This window comes from Pseudomonas sp. CCNWLW23 (assembly GCF_037095675.1).
Lineage (GTDB): Bacteria > Pseudomonadota > Gammaproteobacteria > Pseudomonadales > Pseudomonadaceae > Aquipseudomonas > Aquipseudomonas atacamensis.
This window is the reverse complement of record NZ_JBAWKM010000009.1, coordinates 193,830-212,382: the sequence shown is the minus strand read 5'-3', so window position 1 is coordinate 212,382 and position 18,553 is coordinate 193,830. Positions and strand designations below refer to the sequence as shown.

The 18,553-nt window shown below is 60.3% G+C and carries 16 protein-coding genes; 10 read left to right on the top strand and 6 right to left on the bottom strand.

Going from position 1 to position 18,553, the window contains the following annotated elements:
• Window positions 1-209: 209 nt before the first annotated feature.
• The 3 genes from ccoM to V8J63_RS14295 all read right to left on the bottom strand — a co-directional run bounded on the left by ccoM (window position 210) and on the right by V8J63_RS14295 (window position 1,080).
• Window positions 210-323, bottom strand: a complete 114-nt coding sequence (gene ccoM / locus V8J63_RS14305) for a cytochrome c oxidase subunit CcoM (protein ID WP_016771346.1) — start codon at window positions 321-323, stop codon at window positions 210-212.
• A gap of 159 nt (window positions 324-482) precedes the next feature.
• Window positions 483-644 (bottom strand): hypothetical protein, encoded by a 162-nt coding sequence (locus V8J63_RS14300; RefSeq protein ID WP_016771347.1) that lies wholly within the window; start codon window positions 642-644, stop codon window positions 483-485.
• A gap of 94 nt (window positions 645-738) precedes the next feature.
• Window positions 739-1,080 carry a hypothetical protein gene (locus V8J63_RS14295; protein WP_024011931.1) on the bottom strand — a complete coding sequence of 114 codons (342 nt, stop codon included), beginning with the start codon at window positions 1,078-1,080 and terminating at the stop codon, window positions 739-741.
• 252 nt (window positions 1,081-1,332) lie between these two features.
• On the opposite strand from V8J63_RS14295, the gene rapA reads away from it, so the two are divergent.
• Window positions 1,333-4,179: an RNA polymerase-associated protein RapA gene (gene rapA / locus V8J63_RS14290; protein WP_122751984.1), complete on the top strand. Its 2,847-nt coding sequence runs from the start codon at window positions 1,333-1,335 to the stop codon at window positions 4,177-4,179.
• Window positions 4,180-4,365: 186 nt separating this feature from the next.
• Here rapA and V8J63_RS14285 read toward each other — a convergent pair whose 3' ends face one another.
• Window positions 4,366-5,715 carry a spinster family MFS transporter gene (locus V8J63_RS14285; RefSeq protein ID WP_073475856.1) on the bottom strand — a complete coding sequence of 450 codons (1,350 nt, stop codon included), beginning with the start codon at window positions 5,713-5,715 and terminating at the stop codon, window positions 4,366-4,368.
• Window positions 5,716-6,016: 301 nt separating this feature from the next.
• Between V8J63_RS14285 and V8J63_RS14280 the strand changes: the two genes are divergently transcribed.
• Both V8J63_RS14280 and V8J63_RS14275 read left to right on the top strand, forming a co-directional pair.
• On the top strand, window positions 6,017-6,385 hold the full coding sequence (locus V8J63_RS14280) for a YkgJ family cysteine cluster protein (protein ID WP_110600010.1): 369 nt from the start codon (window positions 6,017-6,019) through the stop codon (window positions 6,383-6,385).
• A gap of 150 nt (window positions 6,386-6,535) precedes the next feature.
• Complete coding sequence (locus V8J63_RS14275) at window positions 6,536-8,818, top strand: putative bifunctional diguanylate cyclase/phosphodiesterase (RefSeq protein WP_313869962.1); 2,283 nt, start codon at window positions 6,536-6,538, stop codon at window positions 8,816-8,818.
• Here V8J63_RS14275 and V8J63_RS14270 read toward each other — a convergent pair.
• Window positions 8,709-9,605, bottom strand: a complete 897-nt coding sequence (locus V8J63_RS14270; RefSeq protein ID WP_336464217.1) for an NAD(P)-dependent oxidoreductase — start codon at window positions 9,603-9,605, stop codon at window positions 8,709-8,711. The genes V8J63_RS14275 and V8J63_RS14270 overlap by 110 nt on opposite strands.
• A gap of 196 nt (window positions 9,606-9,801) precedes the next feature.
• Between V8J63_RS14270 and V8J63_RS14265 the strand changes: the two genes are divergently transcribed.
• Complete coding sequence (locus V8J63_RS14265) at window positions 9,802-12,000, top strand: hypothetical protein (protein ID WP_076566290.1); 2,199 nt, start codon at window positions 9,802-9,804, stop codon at window positions 11,998-12,000.
• 282 nt (window positions 12,001-12,282) lie between these two features.
• Here V8J63_RS14265 and V8J63_RS14260 read toward each other — a convergent pair whose 3' ends face one another.
• Window positions 12,283-12,588 carry a DUF2288 domain-containing protein gene (locus tag V8J63_RS14260; RefSeq protein ID WP_016771353.1) on the bottom strand — a complete coding sequence of 102 codons (306 nt, stop codon included), beginning with the start codon at window positions 12,586-12,588 and terminating at the stop codon, window positions 12,283-12,285.
• A gap of 351 nt (window positions 12,589-12,939) precedes the next feature.
• Between V8J63_RS14260 and V8J63_RS14255 the strand changes: the two genes are divergently transcribed.
• The 6 genes from V8J63_RS14255 to V8J63_RS14230 all read left to right on the top strand — a co-directional run bounded on the left by V8J63_RS14255 (window position 12,940) and on the right by V8J63_RS14230 (window position 18,537).
• Window positions 12,940-14,067: a branched-chain amino acid ABC transporter substrate-binding protein gene (locus tag V8J63_RS14255; RefSeq protein WP_016771354.1), complete on the top strand. Its 1,128-nt coding sequence runs from the start codon at window positions 12,940-12,942 to the stop codon at window positions 14,065-14,067.
• A 229-nt stretch (window positions 14,068-14,296) separates the two neighbouring features.
• Window positions 14,297-15,220 carry a high-affinity branched-chain amino acid ABC transporter permease LivH gene (gene livH, locus V8J63_RS14250; RefSeq protein ID WP_016771355.1) on the top strand — a complete coding sequence of 308 codons (924 nt, stop codon included), beginning with the start codon at window positions 14,297-14,299 and terminating at the stop codon, window positions 15,218-15,220.
• On the top strand, window positions 15,217-16,473 hold the full coding sequence (locus V8J63_RS14245) for a high-affinity branched-chain amino acid ABC transporter permease LivM (protein WP_016771356.1): 1,257 nt from the start codon (window positions 15,217-15,219) through the stop codon (window positions 16,471-16,473). Before livH ends, V8J63_RS14245 begins: the two co-directional genes overlap by 4 nt.
• On the top strand, window positions 16,470-17,237 hold the full coding sequence (gene livG, locus V8J63_RS14240) for a high-affinity branched-chain amino acid ABC transporter ATP-binding protein LivG (RefSeq protein ID WP_016771357.1): 768 nt from the start codon (window positions 16,470-16,472) through the stop codon (window positions 17,235-17,237). The genes V8J63_RS14245 and livG overlap by 4 nt, the downstream gene beginning before the upstream one ends.
• On the top strand, window positions 17,238-17,939 hold the full coding sequence (locus V8J63_RS14235) for an ABC transporter ATP-binding protein (RefSeq protein ID WP_003222380.1): 702 nt from the start codon (window positions 17,238-17,240) through the stop codon (window positions 17,937-17,939).
• A 292-nt stretch (window positions 17,940-18,231) separates the two neighbouring features.
• Window positions 18,232-18,537: a BufA1 family periplasmic bufferin-type metallophore gene (locus V8J63_RS14230; RefSeq protein ID WP_016771358.1), complete on the top strand. Its 306-nt coding sequence runs from the start codon at window positions 18,232-18,234 to the stop codon at window positions 18,535-18,537.
• Window positions 18,538-18,553: the final 16 nt, after the last annotated feature.

Genomic DNA, 18,553 nt, shown 5'->3' with positions numbered 1-18,553 from the left:
AACGCAGGAGCTAGCGTTTTGGTTACTTTTTGGCGTCTGAAAAAGTGACTCGCCGTAAGGGCGAAACCGCCAGCCGCCACACCCGAAGCAACGGATATTCACCCAAAACCCCAACAGCCTGGTCGGCCAAAAGGCCGCCAAGGCACAAAAAAAAGGGGCAACCGAAGTCGCCCCAAAATGCCTTGCGTGCCCATCAAATCCAGAAGAACTCACTTGCGCCGCTTATGCGCATCCTTCCAGATAAAAAATCCAAACCCTGCAAAAAACAGCACCATGAGCCCCACCGTGAGAACCCCGGCAAACACCACGTTATCGAAAAACATGACTGACCTCCCGGCCCTGCTTTGCTTTGCTTTGCTTTGTTGCGATGGACTCAAATTAACAAACACACAGGCGCACATATTGACCAGGATCAATATCCGCAACGTTGGGAAATAAAGGAGGGGAAATAACTGATCTGCATCAACCAATGCAGCGGGAGATCAACGCTTTTTCGGCTTGTTCTTCGACTTTTTCTTGGCTTTTCCCAACGGCATCGCCTGCTCGAAAGCCTGGCGCACTTCGTTCAGGCGCTTTTCGTTGAGGTCATGCACACGCTTGGCGCGTTCAGTGCTGAGGTCGATCAGTTTGTCGTCTTGGCTCATGGCGTCCGGCACATCGCAGAAGAGATCACAGCTGCCGTCACCGGCAGGATTGCGCCAATCATGCCGCTTGGCGCAGGCGCTGACCAGTCACTGCTCAAATCTCGATATCGACCCACAAGCCCTGACGCGGCTGATCGTCTATCAACGGCACCACCGGCACGGTGTTGTCGGCGTTCAACTCGGTACCCGGCACGGCCAGATGCTCTTCAGGATCCTCATCCGCCTCACGGCGTCGGCGGTCACGTTCCTGCTGACGACGCTGTTCTTCGCGCGCCAGCAGACGATCCTCTTCCGGATCACGCTTCTGCAGATCGATCGTGCTTTCGTTGGAGCTTTCCTGCACCGGCACCACTGGCGGGATGTCCGGCCGCTGGCGGATCGGATCCTGCTGGGAAGTGATCGGCACGGCGCTCAAGGGGAGCATCGGTGGCAACATATAAAGGTCTCCTGTCTGCAGGCTATCGGCTGGGGTGCAGGCGCCTTGAGCCGCCTGTCGCAAACTTGTGATGCGCTTGGCACCTGTTGGAGCTGCCGAAGGCTGCGATCTCTTATGGGACAACGCAAAATCGAAGTGTTCCCACAGATCAAAAGATCGCAGCCTGCGGCAGCTCCTACCCCAGTATTTCTTTGGCCTCAGGGTCGCATTCCGTTAAGATAGCCCGCTTTTTCAAGGTGGGAGTCAGGCAGCATGGCGCAGCAGTATCAACCGGGGCAACGCTGGATCAGTGACAGCGAAGCAGAGCTTGGTTTAGGCACCGTTCTGGCACAGGACGGCCGCTTGCTGACCGTGCTTTACCCGGCCACTGGCGAAACCCGCCAGTACGCGCTACGGAATGCGCCCCTGACCCGCGTGCGGTTCTCGCCGGGCGACTCCATCACCCATTTCGAAGGCTGGAAGATGACCGTGCAGCAGGTCGACGACGTCGACGGGCTGATGGTCTACCACGGTCTCAACGGGCAGAACGAGGTCGTCACGCTGCCGGAAACCCAGCTGTCGAACTTCATTCAGTTCCGTCTGGCCAGCGACCGCCTGTTCGCCGGACAGATCGACCCGCTGCCGTGGTTCTCCCTGCGCTACAACACCCTTGAACACACCAGCCGCCAGTTGCAGTCCTCGCTGTGGGGCCTGGGTGGCGTGCGCGCGCAACCGATCGCGCACCAGCTGCACATCGCCCGCGAAGTCGCCGACCGTATCGCCCCGCGCGTATTGCTGGCGGACGAAGTAGGTCTGGGTAAAACCATCGAAGCCGGTCTGGTCATCCATCGCCAACTGCTCTCGGGCCGCGCCAACCGCGTGCTGATCCTGGTCCCGGAAAACCTCCAGCATCAGTGGCTGGTGGAGATGCGCCGCCGCTTCAATCTGCAGGTCGCGCTGTTCGACGAAGAACGCTTTATCGAAAGCGATGCCACCAACCCGTTCGAAGACACGCAACTGGCGCTGGTCGCGCTGGAGTGGCTGGTCGACGACGAGAAGGCGCAGGACGCCTTGTTCGCTGCCGGTTGGGACTTGATGGTGGTCGACGAAGCGCACCACCTGGTCTGGCACGAAGACAAGGCCAGCGCGGAATACTCGCTGGTCGAGCAACTGGCCGAAGTGATTCCCGGCGTGCTGCTGCTCACCGCCACCCCGGAACAACTCGGTCAGGACAGCCACTTCGCCCGTCTGCGCCTGCTCGACCCGAACCGTTTCCACGACCTGGCCGCGTTCCGCGCCGAGAGCGATAACTATCGCCCGGTCGCCGAAGCGGTGCAGGAACTGCTCGACAAGGGCCGTCTCTCCGCCGAAGCGCACAAGACCATTCACGGTTTCCTCGGCAACGAAGGCGAAGCCCTGCTCACCGCCGTCAACGATGGCGATACTGAAGCCAGCGCCCGCCTCGTGCGTGAACTGCTCGATCGCCACGGCACCGGCCGCGTGCTGTTCCGCAACACCCGCGCCGCTGTGCAGGGTTTCCCGGAGCGCAAACTGCATCCGTATCCACTGCCGTGCCCCGACGAATACCTCGAACTGCCGCTGGGCGAACACGCCGAGCTGTACCCGGAAGTCAGCTTCCAGGCGCAGCCGGAAGCCAGTGAAGAAGAGCGCTGGTGGAAATTCGATCCGCGCGTCGAGTGGCTGATCGATCAGCTGAAAATGCTCAAGCGCACCAAAGTGCTGGTGATCTGCGCCCACGCCGAAACCGCGATGGACCTGGAAGACGCGTTGCGCGTGCGTTCCGGCATCCCGGCCACGGTGTTCCACGAAGGCATGAACATCCTCGAGCGTGATCGCGCCGCCGCCTACTTCGCTGATGAAGAGTTCGGCGCGCAAGTGCTGATCTGCTCGGAAATCGGCAGTGAAGGTCGCAACTTCCAGTTCGCTCACCACCTGGTGCTGTTCGATCTGCCGTCGCACCCGGACCTGCTCGAGCAGCGCATCGGCCGTCTCGACCGGATCGGCCAGAAGCACATCATCGAACTGCACGTGCCGTACCTGGAAACCAGCCCGCAAGAGCGCCTGTTCCAGTGGTACCACGAAGCGCTCAACGCCTTCCTCAATACCTGCCCGACCGGCAACGCCTTGCAGCATCAGTTCGGCCCGCGCCTACTGCCGCTGCTCGAAGAAGCCGATGACGGCGAGTGGCAAGCGCTGATCGACGAAGCACGGGCCGAGCGTGAGCGTCTCGAAGCCGAGCTGCACACCGGCCGCGACCGTTTGCTGGAATTGAATTCCGGCGGCGCTGGCGAAGGTGAAGCGCTGGTAGAAGCGATCCTCGAGCAGGACGACCAGTTCGCCCTGCCGATCTACATGGAAACCCTGTTCGACGCCTTCGGCATCGACAGCGAAGACCATTCGGAAAACGCTCTGATCCTCAAGCCGAGCGAGAAGATGCTCGACGCCAGTTTCCCGCTGGGCGACGACGAAGGCGTGACCATCACCTACGACCGCAATCAGGCGCTGTCGCGCGAAGACATGCAGTTCATCACCTGGGAACACCCTATGGTGCAGGGCGGCATGGATCTGGTGCTGTCCGGCTCGATGGGCAACACCGCCGTCGCGCTGATCAAGAACAAGGCGTTGAAGCCGGGCACCGTGTTGCTCGAATTGCTGTACGTCAGCGAAGTGGTCGCACCGCGCTCGCTGCAACTGGGTCGCTACCTGCCACCGGCGGCGCTGCGTTGCCTGCTCGATGCCAACGGCAACGACCTGTCGCCACGGGTGTCGTTCGAAACCCTCAACGATCAGCTGGAAAGCGTGCCACGGGCCAGCGCCAACAAGTTCATCCAGGCCCAGCGCGATCAGCTGACGCCACGGATCAACGCCGGCGAAGAAAAGATCACCCCGCGTCACGCCGAGCGTGTGGCCGAAGCGCGCCGTCGTCTGGCCGCCGACACCGACGAAGAACTGGCGCGCCTGACCGCGTTGCAAGCGGTCAACCCGACCGTGCGCGACAGCGAATTGGAGGCGTTGCGCACTCAGCGTGAGCAGGGTCTGGCGATGCTCGACAAAGCGGCGCTGCGCCTGGAAGCGATTCGGGTGCTGGTAGCGGGCTAACCGCCCCGCTCCACCGCTGAAAACCAAGAGGCCCGCAGTGATGCGGGCCTTGTTGTTTGTCTGATGTTTATCCGGTGATGCTGATGGCCCCTTCGCTGGCAAGCCAGCTCCCACAGGTTCCGGGTTGTTTTACAGATTATGTGTACGACTCGGTCACTGTGGGAGCTGGCTTGCCAGCGATTGCGGTCAGGCAGTCGCCGCAGAAATTTCTGGCTCAACCACCGCCACCAACCCCTCCTTCATCCGCTGCGCATCGCGAACAAAACACCGCGATGCCAGAAACAGAAAGACCATCGTCAGGAACAGCGCCACCGGGATCAGGTACATCGCGTCATGCAGGCCGACAGCCTTGAACGCTTCGGTCATCTGCTCAGCCCCCGCCGCCAGCATCGCCGTATGCGCGAAGTGATCCGACAGACCACCCACGACCACTGGCCCCAACCCGCCGCCGAGCAGATACAGACCGGCGAAGAACAACGCCATCGCCGTCGCCCGCAGGCGCGGTTCGACGACGTCCTGAATCGCCGTGTACACGCAGGTATAGAAGTTGTAGGCGAATAGCCAGCCGACACTGAACACCGCGACGAACACACCGATCTCGATGCGCCCGGCATGCAGCGCCCAGGCTGTGCACAACGTCGAAATGATCAGACTGAACGCGGCAAACAGCAGCCGCCCACTGGCGAAGCGCTGGTGGATCTTGTCGGCGATCCAGCCGCCAAGGGTCAGCCCGACCAGTCCGGTGACGCCGACGATCACGCCGGTGGCCACCGCCGCCTCCTGCAACGGCATGAGGAAATAGCGCTGCAGCATCGGCACCAGAAACGAGTTGCAGGCATAGGTCGCGAAGTTGAAGCACAGCCCGGCCATCACCAGCCACAGGAAGGTCGGCACGGCGAGGACGCGGCGGATCGGTTTGTCGACTTTCTCTTGCGAGACCTGCACGGTTTCCGCTGCGCCGCGTTTCGGCTCTTTGATGAAGAACATGAACACCGCGAGGATCAGCCCCGGCACGGCGGCGATGAAGAACGGCGCACGCCAGCTGTCGAACGCCTTGACCATCGCGCCGATGGTGAAGAACGCCAGCAGCAGCCCCAGCGGCAGGCCAAGCATGAAAATACCCATCGCCCGCGCCCGACGGTGCGCCGGAAACAGATCGCCGATCAGCGAGTTGGCCGCTGGTGCGTAACTGGCTTCGCCGATGCCGATGCCCATGCGCACGATGAGGAAACTCCAGAAACTGCCGACCATGCCGTTGACCGCAGTCAGCGCACTCCAGGTCGCCAGGCCCCAGCCCATCAGTTTGCTGCGTGAACCGGTGTCGGCCATGCGCCCGAGTGGCAGGCCGGCAATCGCGTAAACGATGGTGAACGCAGTGCCGATGATGCCCAGCTGAAAGTCGCTGAGGTGCCACTCCATGCGGATCGGTTCGATGATGATCGCCGGGATGGTGCGGTCGAAGAAATTGAACAGGTTGGCGAGGAACAGCAGGAACAGAATGCGCCAGGCATTCGCCGCTTGGGTCGAGTTCTGCATGGGTCCGTCTCTTTATTGTTATGAGGGCTTCACTGCCAGCGCGTCGAGCCCGGAACCTGCAATCTAGTCAGCCGCGCGGGGGCTGTCTGTCATCATTCGTCAGCCTGATATCGACCCATCGCACTGTAACGAAACGTAAGCCCTTGATAAGTCTGGAATCCCCCGCCGTACGGGGCTTTCGCGGCAAAATCCGGCGACAAAAAAATAGTTTCGCGCCCCCCTTCCCAACGGCATGGCAAAGTCTAGAATGGCCGCCGGATCCGTCCGGATCTTCCGATCAACCCCTTTGATACCCCCGCCCATGTCCGAAGCCAGTCCGTGTCTGAATTGCGGTGCCTGCTGTTCCCATTTTCGCGTGTCTTTTTTCTGGGGTGAGTGCGCATCCTCTGGCGGGACGGTGCCCGATGAACTGGTCGCGCAGATCACCCCGAGCCGGGTGGCAATGATCGGCACCGATCGCAAACCGGCGCGTTGCATGTCGCTGGCGGGTGAGGTCGGCAGCGCTGTGGCCTGCACGATCTATGACAAGCGCTCGAGCACCTGCCGCGAGTTCGAGGCGTCGTGGGAGAACGGAGAGCACAATCCCGACTGCGACAAGGCCCGCGCCGCCCACGGCCTGCCACCCTTGCCGCCACACTGGAACGACCTGCCGCTGGAGCGCATTGCCTGAGCCTTAGCGCGAATCGCTATGAGGCTAATGGCAAAATCATTACCACCAATGTGCCACTACGGCTTGCAGCCGGAAAACCGCCTCTATACTGCTTTCATTCGCCTGCGTTGATTGACGCACGGGCCAGATGAATCCGAGACGGGGCATGCTATGGAGTGGCTTGGTTTGCAGTTTGTTGCCGAGCTGCCGGCGAGCGGGCAGATTCTCCTTGATTGCAGTCACAACCCTCTGCTGGTGATGGTGGCCTATCTGGTCGCCTGCGCGGCGAGCTTCGCCACCCTGGACATGGCAGAGCGTCTGGTGCATGCCGAAGACCCTGGGTCGCGGCGAATCTGGCGCTGGATCGGCGCGACCTGCCTGGCCGGCGGCATCTGGGCCATGCACTTCATCGGCATGCTGGCCTTCCAGACCCCCATCGATATTCAGTACGACCTCGGCATTACCCTCTTGTCGTTGCTGATCGCCCTGCTCGCCTCTTGGCTGGCCATGCATACCCTCAGTGAGGTGCAGCCGAGCGCGTTGCATTGCCTCAAGACCGCATGTGTCATCGGTTTGGGCATCGCCGGCATGCATTACGTCGGCATGGCCGCGATGAAGTCGAGCGCCACCGCCTACTATCAGCCAGGGCTGTTCGCGCTGTCGGTGCTGATTGCCATCGGCGCCAGTTTCGCCGCGCTGTGGGTGGCGCGCTATCTCAGCGAAGGCAGCGGCGTCGCGCATCAATTGCTCAAGTACAGCGCGGCGCTGATTCTCGGCGCCGGCATCATCAGCATGCACTTCACCGGCATGGCTGCGCTGGATCTGGTGCTTCCCGAAGGCGCTCTGGCAGCCAGCGGCGGCGACACCGGCCATCTGCAACTGGGCCTGACCGTAGCGCTGATCATCCTGTTGATCCTCGGCAGTGCGATCAGCGCCGCCCTCGCCGACAAAAAGCTGCAGAACAAGGAAAACGACCTGCGCCGGCTCAACGCCCTGCTCAGCCAACTCGATCAGGCGCGCATGTCTTTGCAGCAAGCGGCCAATTACGACGCGCTGACCAATCTGATCAACCGCCGTGGTTTCAATCAGATGTTCGCCGAAAAACTCAGCCAGAAAACCAGCGAGGGCGGCATGCTCGCGGTGATGTTTCTCGACATCGACCACTTCAAGCGCATCAACGACAGCCTCGGCCATGACGCCGGTGACGCGCTGCTCAAAGTCATCGCCCAGCACATCAAGAGCTCGGTGCGCAGCCATGAAGACGTGGTCGCGCGATTCGGCGGCGACGAGTTTTGCATCCTCATCAGCCTGCGTGACCGCGAAGAGGCGCGTGGTATGGCGCAGCGCATCATGCACAAGATGAAAGAGCCGATCGAACTGGCCGGCCGGCGCATGGTGATGACCACCAGCATCGGCATCAGCCTGTTCCCCGAAGACGGCACCACTTGCGAAGAGCTGCTCAAGCACGCCGACCTGGCCTTGTACCAATCCAAGGGCGCCGGGCGCAACGGTCTGCACTTCTTCAATTCCAGCCTGAAGACCCGCGCCAGTTTCGAGCTGCAACTGGAAGAGGAACTGCGCAGTGCGCTACGGCAAGACCACGCGCTGATGCTCTACTACCAGCCGATATTCGAAGTGAAAACCGGACGCGTAACCAAGCTCGAAGCGCTGATTCGCTGGCAGCATCCGGTTCACGGTTTGCTTACACCGGATCGCTTCATCGGTATCGCCGAGAACAACGGTTTGATTGCCGAACTGGACAACTGGGTGCTGCGCCGCGCCTGCAAGGATCTCGGCGAGCTGTCGCGGCATGGTTGTGCCGAATTGAAAATCGCCTGGAACTGCTCGCCGCTGAATCTGGCGCGCGAAGAGCTGGCCGAGGAGATCGAACACGCCTTGCACACAGCAGGTGTGGCCCCGGAACGCCTGGAACTGGAGGTCACCGAAAACGCCTTGATGGGCAATATCGCCGACACTTTGGTGCTGCTGCGGCAGATCCGCGCCCTCGGTGTGTCGCTGTCGATCGATGATTTCGGCACCGGCTATTCGTCGCTGGCCTACCTCAAGCGTCTGCCGCTGAACACCCTGAAGATCGACCGCTCGTTCATCCTCGACATCCCCACCGCCACGGCGGACATGGAGATCGTCCAGGCGATCATCGTCATGGCTCACACCCTGCATCTGCAGGTGGTCACCGAGGGCGTCGAGAGCCTGGAGCAATACGAGTTTCTCGAGCGTTCGGGCTGCGATTTCATTCAGGGTTATCTGCTCAGCCGCCCGGTGCCGCTGGACGAATTACGCGCGGTGCTCGATGAAATCAACCAGCGCAAACCCGTCCTCGGGGTCAATCCGTTGAGTCTGGCGCGCGATACATTTGCACCAGCGTCGCTGGATCCTTCGCTAAAAAGCCTTGCGCCCCATGCAGGCGCATCAATTGTGCGGCCAATCCGCTGATTGGCGTCGCCGAGCCCTGCTCGCGGGAAAATTTCACCGCCGTGTCGAGATCCTTGAGCAGCGTGCGCACGTGCCACTTGATCGGTTCGAAACGGCTCTCGGCCATTTGCGGGGCAAGGATTTGCAAGGGCTTGGAATCGGCAAAGCCACCGGCCAGCGCCTCGGCGATCAGACTGGCATCGACCCCCGCCTGCTCGGCCAGCGCCACCACTTCGGCAATCACCAGTGCATTGCACGCGACGATCATCTGGTTACAGGCCTTGGTCACCTGGCCGGCACCGACGCCGCCCATATGCGTGACGCGCTGACCGAGGCTGAGCAGCACCGGGCGCACGCGCTCAAGATCTGCCGCTGCACCACCGACCATGATCGCCAGACTGCCAGCCTCGGCGCCGACCACACCGCCGGACACCGGGGAGTCAAGCCAGCCCATGCCGCTTTCCTCGGCCAGCGCTGCGGCCATCTCGCGAGTCGCGGTCGGTTCAAGACTGGAGAAATCCACCAATAGCTGGCCGTTTTTCGCACCTTCGGCAACACCGCCAGCGCCAAACACCACTTCACGCACCACGGCAGTGTCGGCCAGACACAGCATGACGATGTCGGCGTGTGCGCACAGTTCGGCAGGGCTCGATACCTGGCGGGCGCCGGCCGCAACCAGCGGTGCACACTTGTCCGGGTTGCGGTTCCACACCGTCAGCGGATAACCCGCGGCCAGCAGACGCCGGCACATGGGCAGGCCCATCAGGCCGATTCCGGCAAACCCCAACGAAGGTAGCGTTGACATCATTTCGCCTCTTTTCAATTAAAGATCACCGAATCATGGCCGATTCATCAACGATCAGGAAAGGATTCCGCCCGGCGATCAGACGAGCCAGCACTACGACGCCCGGGCCGTATTCGCGCACACAAGACGCGAGATCTTATTCCGTGAGGTTCGCCGGCACTGTTCGGCGGGCCAACCCAGTCCAGGTAAATGGCGCACCATGACCTCTAAAAACAACCCCGCCAGTGCAACAGCCGATCTGACCCTGAGCCCCGCCGCGAACAGCGCGTCATTATCCAGACCGACGCCGCCTTCGCGTCCGCTGTCGACGCAGCAATATCTGTACTTCACCGAAACCAACACTGACCGCATCCTCGATAACCTCGACGGCCTGCGCGATTCGGTGTTCCCGCGCCCGGCGCATCAGGAAGGCGACAACGAGCAGCACAACGATCAGGAATTTCCCTCGGTGTGCCTGATCGGCCTCGGTCGCTGCGGCTCCAACATCGCCCTCGACGTGGCGGAGCTGGTGTACAACGCGCGCAAGTTCTACCTCAACGAATTCAACAACGAAGACCGCCCGACCGACCGGCGTCTGGCCGACAAGGGCTACAGCCCGGCGCAGTGGATCAAGAACAACCTGCGCATCGGCACCAGCAAATCGACCAAACCGGTGTTTCTGGTCGAACCGCTGGTGATGCTTGGCGACCTCGACAAGGACATCGCCGGGCGCATCCGTTTCTCGCGTAAGGGCGAGAAAAGCGGCTTCCTGCGCGACTACAGCAAAATGAAGATCATGGACTTGTCCGAAGTCCACGCCGGTGGCGCCGGTAATGCGCCGATCCTCGGCCAGTACCTAGCGAAGATCATCCTCAACAAAGACACCCAGCGCTTCTCCAGCCCCGACTGGAAAATGATCCACTCGTACCTGATCGACAGCTGCGGGATCAAGGCCAACCAGTCGCGCCTGTATTTCTCGATCTTCAGTGCCGGCGGCGGTACCGGTTCGGGCATGGCCTCGGAGTTCGGTCTGGCCCAGCAGCACTCGTACATGAACAAGACCTTCGACACCAAGCCGATGGACGAGCATGACGGCAAGAGCGGTCATTCGTTTGTGTTCGAGCCGATCTTCACCAGCGGCATCTGCGTGCTGCCGAACATTTCCGACCACCGCAGCGAAATGTCCGAGGCGCTGCACATCAACGCCGGGCGCCTGCTGTGCAAATACCTGTCGGAGGAATGGGATTTCTCCTACAACTTCGCCAACGAAGACAGCAGCGAAGCCAGCGTGATGGGGCGTATCCGCCCGTGGAATGCGATGATGCTGATCTCCAACGACATCATGCGTTACGCCGAAGAAAGCGATGACGGCAATATCCAGAACATTGATGTCAATGCCATGGAGAAGCACGCCAACCAGTACATCTCGCAGCAGATCTTCAATATTCTGACGGCGCAGGCAGTCACCACCGACTACGACCAGAACTACTTCCGCCGTGCCGGCATCGACATCGGCGAAACCATCCGCCTGGACGCCAACGACCTGTTCATGAGTCTGGCCGGGCCGGTGGCGATTGCCTACGCCGAATCGGTAGTCCCGGAAACCCCGCCGCCGAGCAGCGACAAGTTCAAGGTCTTCGACAAAGAGCCGCAGCGCCTGAACATCGACGACCTGTTCTTCCGTTCGATCGACCTGCCGCACTTCAACAAGGTCACTCAGGCCATCGAAGGCATCAGCCTGCTGCCGATCGAATCCAAGCGTTATCGCGCTTCGCTGGAGCAGTACAAGAATTCCGGCTACGACGCCGCCGCGCTGCACGATTTGCACTTCTTCAAGAATTGCTCGTCGGTGGTGTCGATCGTCTCGCTGCCGAAAGACTACAAACTGTCGTACATGGACCTGAACCGGTTGAAGACCCACCTCAACAGCCTGTTCCCCAACACCACCCTCAAGCGCTATGCGCTGGTAATCGGCGCTTCGGCCAACCTGTCGCTGACCACCCTGATCGCCAAGAGCCCATGCCTGTCGGACGATTTCCTGACCTTGATCGTGGCGTTCATCAAGCGCTGCTTCGCGAAGAACCCGTACCGTTTCGACGAGACGCTGGATAACTCGATTCTCGACTTCATCATTCAGGAAGACTTCGACGAAGAGCGGATCGACGACCTGCTCAACGAATTCGAAAACCCGGCGAAGATCCTCGATACCAACTGGTACGCGATCAAACCGATGTACGAAAAGAAATACCGTGAGTTGATCAACGACAAGGACAAGTTCGTCTCGATCAATGACATTCGCCTGTCGCGTGATTGCGTGAAGAAGTCGATCAAGTACCTGCGCGAGATCTACCGCCACCGGATTGGCAAGACCAAGGTGATTTCGCTGAATAACCATACCGGGAAGACTTACTCGGTCTGATCCAGCACCGAGTCGCGCCATTCGCGAGCAGGCTCGCTCCCACAGGAAAGTGCACTCCAATGTGGGAGCGAGCCTGCTCGCGAAGGCGCCCTCAACCTCACCGACAAATTCAGCTTACGAACATCCAGAAACAATTAAGCGACCCTCAGGCCGCTCCATAAACTGTTCCCGTTACGTTTACGTCACCGTGAGGCGTGGCATTTCTCCACGGCAAGGTGCCATCACGCTACTCCGCTACACACTTGCGGTGCGGCAATCGAGGCACCAAAAGAGTGCGGGCAATTACACGGCCGCCCTTTCCTGGATCAGAATCCACGGCGAAACCACCACGGCCCACAGCTGCGGATCACGTTCGAAAATATCCAGTGCCCGCGTTTCAGACAGCTTGGCGACCTTGTCGTCGGCCAGCCAGGCCGCGACTTTCTCGCCTTCATCCGAGGCCACGGCCTCGGCGGCGGCGATCAAATCCAGGTCAGGGTCGACCCACAATAGGGCACCCTTGGCGAAGAACGGCTCCAGCTCTTTCCAGGTAATAGATGCCGTTTCACCAAGCAGCTTGGCATAGAGGGTGCTAGGTTCTTGATTCATGGGAGCTGTCCGGAAAAGAAATCGACGCGAATGATAACGTCGGTGGTCCGGCAGAAAAACCCGGTTGCAAATCGCTGCACCGAACGAAAAGAGCAGGAACGCCAGGGAATGCTGCCTTTTGGGATATATGCCCCCGATTGCCCCGCCGCAATTCTGTCTCTTTCATTCAAAAATGCGACACCCCCAAGTTTTGCCCCGTGGCGCCCGCTTCCCAGTTGATCAAGCGGCGCTCTACACTGTACCGGTACAGTTGCCGGGGCATTTTCCGGAGGGTATCGCAAAGATATCTGACCCGGTTCTGCTGCTACGGCGCCAGAACTCTAAAAAATACAACAGTAAGAGTGGAGCACTATGACTAAGGCTACTAAGCAGATTTCCAAACTGTTTGCCGCTATGGTTCTGGCCGGGGTTGCCAGCCATTCGTTCGCAGCTGACACCATCAAAATCGGTATCGCCGGTCCTAAAACCGGTCCAGTAGCCCAGTACGGCGACATGCAGTTCAGTGGCGCGAAAATGGCCATCGAGCAGATCAACGCCAAGGGCGGCGTCGACGGCAAGAAACTCGAAGCCGTTGAATACGACGATGCCTGCGATCCGAAACAAGCGGTAGCGGTAGCGAACAAGGTCGTCAACGACGGCGTCAAGTTCGTGGTCGGTCACCTGTGCTCCAGCTCCACTCAGCCAGCTTCGGACATCTACGAAGACGAAGGCGTGATCATGATCACCCCGGCTGCCACCAGCCCGGACATCACCGCCCGTGGCTACAAAATGATCTTCCGCACCATCGGTCTCGACAGCGCCCAGGGCCCTGCCGCCGGCAACTACATCGCCGATCACGTGAAACCGAAAGTGGTTGGCGTGCTGCACGACAAACAGCAGTACGGTGAAGGCATCGCCACCGCGGTGAAATCGACCCTCGAGAAGAAAGGCACCAAGGTTGCCGTCTTCGAAGGCGTCAACGCTGGCGACAAGGACTTCTCCGCCATCATCGCCAAGCTCAAGCAAGCCGGCGTCGACTTCGTCTACTACGGCGGCTACCACCCGGAGCTGGGCCTGATCCTGCGTCAGGCTCAGGAAAAAGGCCTGAAAGCCCGCTTCATGGGTCCGGAAGGCGTGGGTAACGACTCGATCACCCAGATCGCCAAGGACGCGTCCGAAGGCCTGCTGGTGACCCTGCCGAAATCCTTCGATCAGGATCCGGCCAACGTTGCCCTGGCTGACGCGTTCAAAGCCAAGAAGGAAGATCCGAGCGGTCCGTTCGTGTTCCCGTCCTACTCGGCGGTGACCGTGATTGCCGAAGGCATCAAGGCGGCCAAGTCCGAAGACGCTACCAAAGTGGCTGAAGCCATCCACGCCGGTTCGTTCAAGACCCCGACCGGCGACCTGAGCTTCGACGACAAGGGCGACCTGAAGGACTTCAAATTTGTCGTGTACGAGTGGCACAACGGCAAACCTAAAACCGAAGTTTCGCCTCAGTAAGGCCTTGCCCGACTGACTGCCAATAAAGCCCACGGCGTGCCGTGGGCTTTGTTTTGCGAATGTATGGGCCGCGCTGGCGTGATCCGCCAGTCGGCCCACCTGAAAATCTCAAAACCGTCATCAGCGGTTCGCTGGCAAAACCCGGATTCGAAGTGGATAGAGATCCACGGGGCCGGGCGGGAAAATGACTCCACCAGTGAAATGCGTACAGGTTTTTAGGAGCGCTGTAATGCCTGACCTCTATCACTTCTTCCAACAGCTGGTTAACGGCCTCAACGTTGGCAGCATGTATGCCCTGATCGCCATCGGCTACACGATGGTCTACGGCATCATTGGAATGATCAACTTCGCCCACGGCGAGGTGTACATGATCGGTTCCTACGTGGCCTTCATCGCCATCGCCGGGCTGACCATGATGGGACTCGACAGTGTCCCGCTGTTGATGACCGCGGCGTTCATCGCCAGCATCGTCGTCACCAGTTCCTACGGTTACAGCATCGAACGGATCGCCTACCGCCCCCTGCGCGGCAGCAACCGTCTGATCCCGCTGATTTCTGCCATCGGTATGTCGATCTTCCTGCAGAACACCGTTCTGCTGGCGCAAGACTCCAAGGACAAAGCTATCCCCAACCTGATCCCGGGCAACTTCGCCTTCGGTCCGGGTGGCGCACAAGAAGTGCTGATTTCCTACATGCAGATCGTGGTGTTTGTGGTGACCCTGATCGCCATGCTCGGCCTGACCCTGTTCATCTCCCGTTCCCGTCTGGGCCGCGCCTGCCGCGCCTGTGCCGAGGACATCAAGATGGCCAACCTGCTCGGCATCAATACCAACAACATCATCGCCCTGACCTTCGTCATCGGTGCTGCGCTGGCCGCCGTTGCCGCAGTGCTGCTGAGCATGCAATACGGCGTGATCAACCCCAACGCTGGTTTCCTCGTCGGCCTCAAGGCCTTCACCGCTGCGGTACTGGGCGGCATCGGCAGCATCCCCGGGGCAATGCTCGGCGGCCTGGTGCTCGGTGTAGCGGAAGCGTTCGGTGCCGATATCTTCGGCGACCAGTACAAGGACGTCGTTGCGTTCGGCCTGCTGGTTCTGGTGCTGTTGTTCCGTCCGACCGGCATTCTGGGCCGTCCGGAGGTTGAGAAAGTATGACTAGGAATCTTAAACAGGCACTGTTCAGTGCCTTGCTGGTGTGGGCGGTGGCCTACCCGGTACTGGGTCTGAAACTGACCATCGTCGGCATCAATCTGGAAGTGCACAACACCAGCCCTGCGGTACTCGCGACCATCGCGATCTGCTCGGTGCTGATGTTCCTGCGCGTGCTGTTCAACCAGCAGATCAGCAAGGCCTGGCGCTCCTCGCCGGGCATGCCGTTGATCCCGGCCAAGGCCAGCAACTTCCTGACCCTGCCAACCACCCAGCGCTATTTCATCATTGCGCTGATTCTGATCGCCCTGGTCTGGCCGTTCTTCGGCTCCCGTGGCGCGGTGGATATCGCAACGCTGATCCTGATCTACGTGATGCTCGGCCTGGGCCTGAACATCGTCGTCGGTCTGGCCGGTCTGCTTGACCTGGGTTACGTCGGTTTCTACGCCGTCGGCGCCTACAGCTACGCGCTGCTGTCGCATTACTACGGCTTGAGCTTCTGGATCTGCCTGCCGATTGCCGGCCTGATGGCGGCGACGTTCGGCTTCCTGCTGGGCTTCCCGGTGTTGCGTCTGCGTGGCGACTATCTGGCGATCGTGACCTTGGGTTTCGGCGAAATCATCCGTCTGTTCCTGCGTAACCTGACCGACATCACCGGTGGCCCGAACGGCATCAGCAACATCGAAAAACCGACGTTCTTCGGCCTGACCTTCGAGCGTAAAGCCGCCGAAGGCCTGCAGACGTTCCACGAGTATTTCGGCCTGCAATACAACTCGATCAACAAGGTGATTTTCCTTTACCTGGTTGCGCTGTTGCTCGCACTGGCCGCGCTGTTCGTGATCAACCGTCTGCTGCGCATGCCGATCGGTCGCGCATGGGAAGCACTGCGTGAAGACGAAATCGCCTGCCGCGCGCTGGGCCTGAACCCGACCGTGATCAAGCTCTCCGCGTTCACCCTGGGCGCTGCGTTCGCCGGTTTCGCCGGCAGCTTCTTCGCTGCGCGTCAGGGTCTGGTGACGCCGGAGTCGTTCACCTTCATCGAGTCGGCGATCATCCTCGCCATCGTCGTGTTGGGCGGCATGGGCTCGCAATTGGGTGTGATTCTGGCGGCGATCGTGATGATCCTGTTGCCGGAAATGATGCGTGAGTTCAGCGAGTACCGCATGTTGATGTTCGGTGCGCTGATGGTGCTGATGATGATCTGGCGTCCACAAGGTCTGCTGCCGATGCAACGCCCACACATGGAGTTGCGCAAATGAGCCGCGAGATCCTTAAAGTCGAAAATCTGAGCATGCGCTTCGGCGGCTTGCTCGCGGTCAACGGCGTGGCGCTGACCGTCAAGGAAAAGCAGGTGGTTGCACTGATCGGCCCGAACGGCGCCGGCAAGACCACCGTGTTCAACTGCCTGACCGGCTTCTATCAGCCTACCGGCGGCAGCATCCTGCTCGACGGCGAGCCGATCCAGGGCCTGCCGGGCCACAAGATCGCCCTCAAAGGCGTGGTGCGGACCTTCCAGAACGTGCGTTTGTTCAAGGACATGACTGCGGTCGAGAACCTGTTGATCGCCCAGCACCGTCACTTGAACACCAACTTCCTGTCCGGCCTGTTCAAGACCCCGGCGTTCCGCAAAAGCGAGCGCGAGGCGATGGAATTTGCCGAGTACTGGCTGGAAAAGGTCAACCTCAAAGAGTTCGCCAACCGCACCGCCGGCACCCTCGCCTACGGCCAGCAACGGCGTCTGGAAATCGCCCGCTGCATGATGACCCGCCCGCGGATTCTCATGCTCGACGAACCGGCCGCCGGCCTGAACCCGAAGGAAACCGAAGACCTCAAGGCGTTGATCGGTGTGTTGCGCGAAGAGCACAACGTCACCGTGCTGCTGATCGAACACGACATGAAACTGGTCATGAGCATTTCCGATCACATCGTCGTGATCAATCAGGGCACGCCGCTGGCCGACGGCACGCCGGAACAGATCCGCGACAATCCTGAAGTGATCAAAGCCTACCTGGGGGAAGCGTAAATGCTGCAGTTCGAAAACGTTTCCACCTTCTACGGCAAGATCCAGGCCCTGCACAGCGTCAACGTCGAAGTCCGTCAGGGCGAGATCGTGACGCTGATCGGCGCCAACGGTGCCGGCAAATCCACGCTGCTGATGACGCTGTGCGGTTCGCCGCAGGCGCACAGCGGCAGCATCCGTTACATGGGTGAGGAACTGGTCGGACAGGACTCGTCGCAGATCATGCGCAAGAGCATCGCCGTGGTCCCGGAAGGGCGTCGGGTGTTCGCCCGTCTGACCGTGGAAGAAAACCTGTCGATGGGCGGATTTTTCACCGACAAGGGCGACTATCAGGAACAGATGGACAAGGTTCTCGGACTTTTCCCACGCCTGAAAGAACGCTTCAACCAGCGCGGCGGCACCATGTCCGGCGGCGAACAGCAAATGCTCGCCATCGGCCGTGCGCTGATGAGCAAGCCCAAGCTGCTGCTGCTCGACGAGCCATCGCTGGGTCTGGCGCCGATCATCATCCAGCAGATCTTCGACATCATCGAACAGCTGCGCAAGGACGGTGTGACGGTGTTCCTGGTCGAGCAGAACGCCAACCAGGCGCTGAAAATCGCTGACCGCGCCTACGTTCTGGAGAACGGCCGCGTGGTCATGCAAGGCACCGGTGAAGCGCTGCTGACCGATCCGAAGGTACGCGAGGCGTACCTCGGCGGTTGAGTGTTATCGCTGCACAAAAAAACGGCCTTCGGGCCGTTTTTTGTTTCCTGAGCACCACCAAGGTAACCCTGTGGGAGCGAGCCTGCTCGCGAAAGCGCTCTGTCATTCAACATTATGGGTGCCTGACACACCGCCTTCGCGAGCAGGCTCGCTCCCACAGGGATACAGCTGAATCCGAAATTTTTCATAAATTTCTCGCCCCGCCTGTAACGCATCCCCCCACCCGTTCTCTAGAGGGACAAGCAAGCGCAAACCGCTTGCAGAAACCCTGATAAAAAACTGGAGAAACATCATGACTGCGACTACCCGTACCCTGTCCGCTACCGCCCTGGTTCTGGCCCTCGGTTCCGCTCTGAGCATCGCCACTGTCTCCACCGCCCAGGCCGCCGATGCCAACATGGAAAAATGCTTCGGCGTGGCCATGAAGGGTAAGAACGATTGCGCCGCAGGTGCCGGGACTACCTGCGCCGGCACGGCGAAAATGGACTATCAGGCCAACGCCTGGAAGCTCGTTCCGAAAGGCACCTGCGCCACCACTGAAAGCAAAACCTCGCCGACCGGTTTCGGTCAGCTCGAAGCCTTCAAAGCCAAGTCCTGATCCACGGCCTGCCTGA

Bases quoted from the DNA above. Each gene is read 5' to 3' on its own strand.
- ccoM (WP_016771346.1), bottom strand. From the start codon at position 323: ATGTTTTTCGATAACGTGGTGTTTGCCGGGGTTCTCACGGTGGGGCTC.
- V8J63_RS14300 (WP_016771347.1), bottom strand. From the start codon at position 644: ATGAGCCAAGACGACAAACTGATCGACCTCAGCACTGAACGCGCCAAG.
- V8J63_RS14295 (WP_024011931.1), bottom strand. From the start codon at position 1,080: ATGTTGCCACCGATGCTCCCCTTGAGCGCCGTGCCGATCACTTCCCAG.
- rapA (WP_122751984.1), top strand. From the start codon at position 1,333: ATGGCGCAGCAGTATCAACCGGGGCAACGCTGGATCAGTGACAGCGAA.
- V8J63_RS14285 (WP_073475856.1), bottom strand. From the start codon at position 5,715: ATGCAGAACTCGACCCAAGCGGCGAATGCCTGGCGCATTCTGTTCCTG.
- V8J63_RS14280 (WP_110600010.1), top strand. From the start codon at position 6,017: ATGTCCGAAGCCAGTCCGTGTCTGAATTGCGGTGCCTGCTGTTCCCAT.
- V8J63_RS14275 (WP_313869962.1), top strand. From the start codon at position 6,536: ATGGAGTGGCTTGGTTTGCAGTTTGTTGCCGAGCTGCCGGCGAGCGGG.
- V8J63_RS14270 (WP_336464217.1), bottom strand. From the start codon at position 9,605: ATGATGTCAACGCTACCTTCGTTGGGGTTTGCCGGAATCGGCCTGATG.
- V8J63_RS14265 (WP_076566290.1), top strand. From the start codon at position 9,802: ATGACCTCTAAAAACAACCCCGCCAGTGCAACAGCCGATCTGACCCTG.
- V8J63_RS14260 (WP_016771353.1), bottom strand. From the start codon at position 12,588: ATGAATCAAGAACCTAGCACCCTCTATGCCAAGCTGCTTGGTGAAACG.
- V8J63_RS14255 (WP_016771354.1), top strand. From the start codon at position 12,940: ATGACTAAGGCTACTAAGCAGATTTCCAAACTGTTTGCCGCTATGGTT.
- livH (WP_016771355.1), top strand. From the start codon at position 14,297: ATGCCTGACCTCTATCACTTCTTCCAACAGCTGGTTAACGGCCTCAAC.
- V8J63_RS14245 (WP_016771356.1), top strand. From the start codon at position 15,217: ATGACTAGGAATCTTAAACAGGCACTGTTCAGTGCCTTGCTGGTGTGG.
- livG (WP_016771357.1), top strand. From the start codon at position 16,470: ATGAGCCGCGAGATCCTTAAAGTCGAAAATCTGAGCATGCGCTTCGGC.
- V8J63_RS14235 (WP_003222380.1), top strand. From the start codon at position 17,238: ATGCTGCAGTTCGAAAACGTTTCCACCTTCTACGGCAAGATCCAGGCC.
- V8J63_RS14230 (WP_016771358.1), top strand. From the start codon at position 18,232: ATGACTGCGACTACCCGTACCCTGTCCGCTACCGCCCTGGTTCTGGCC.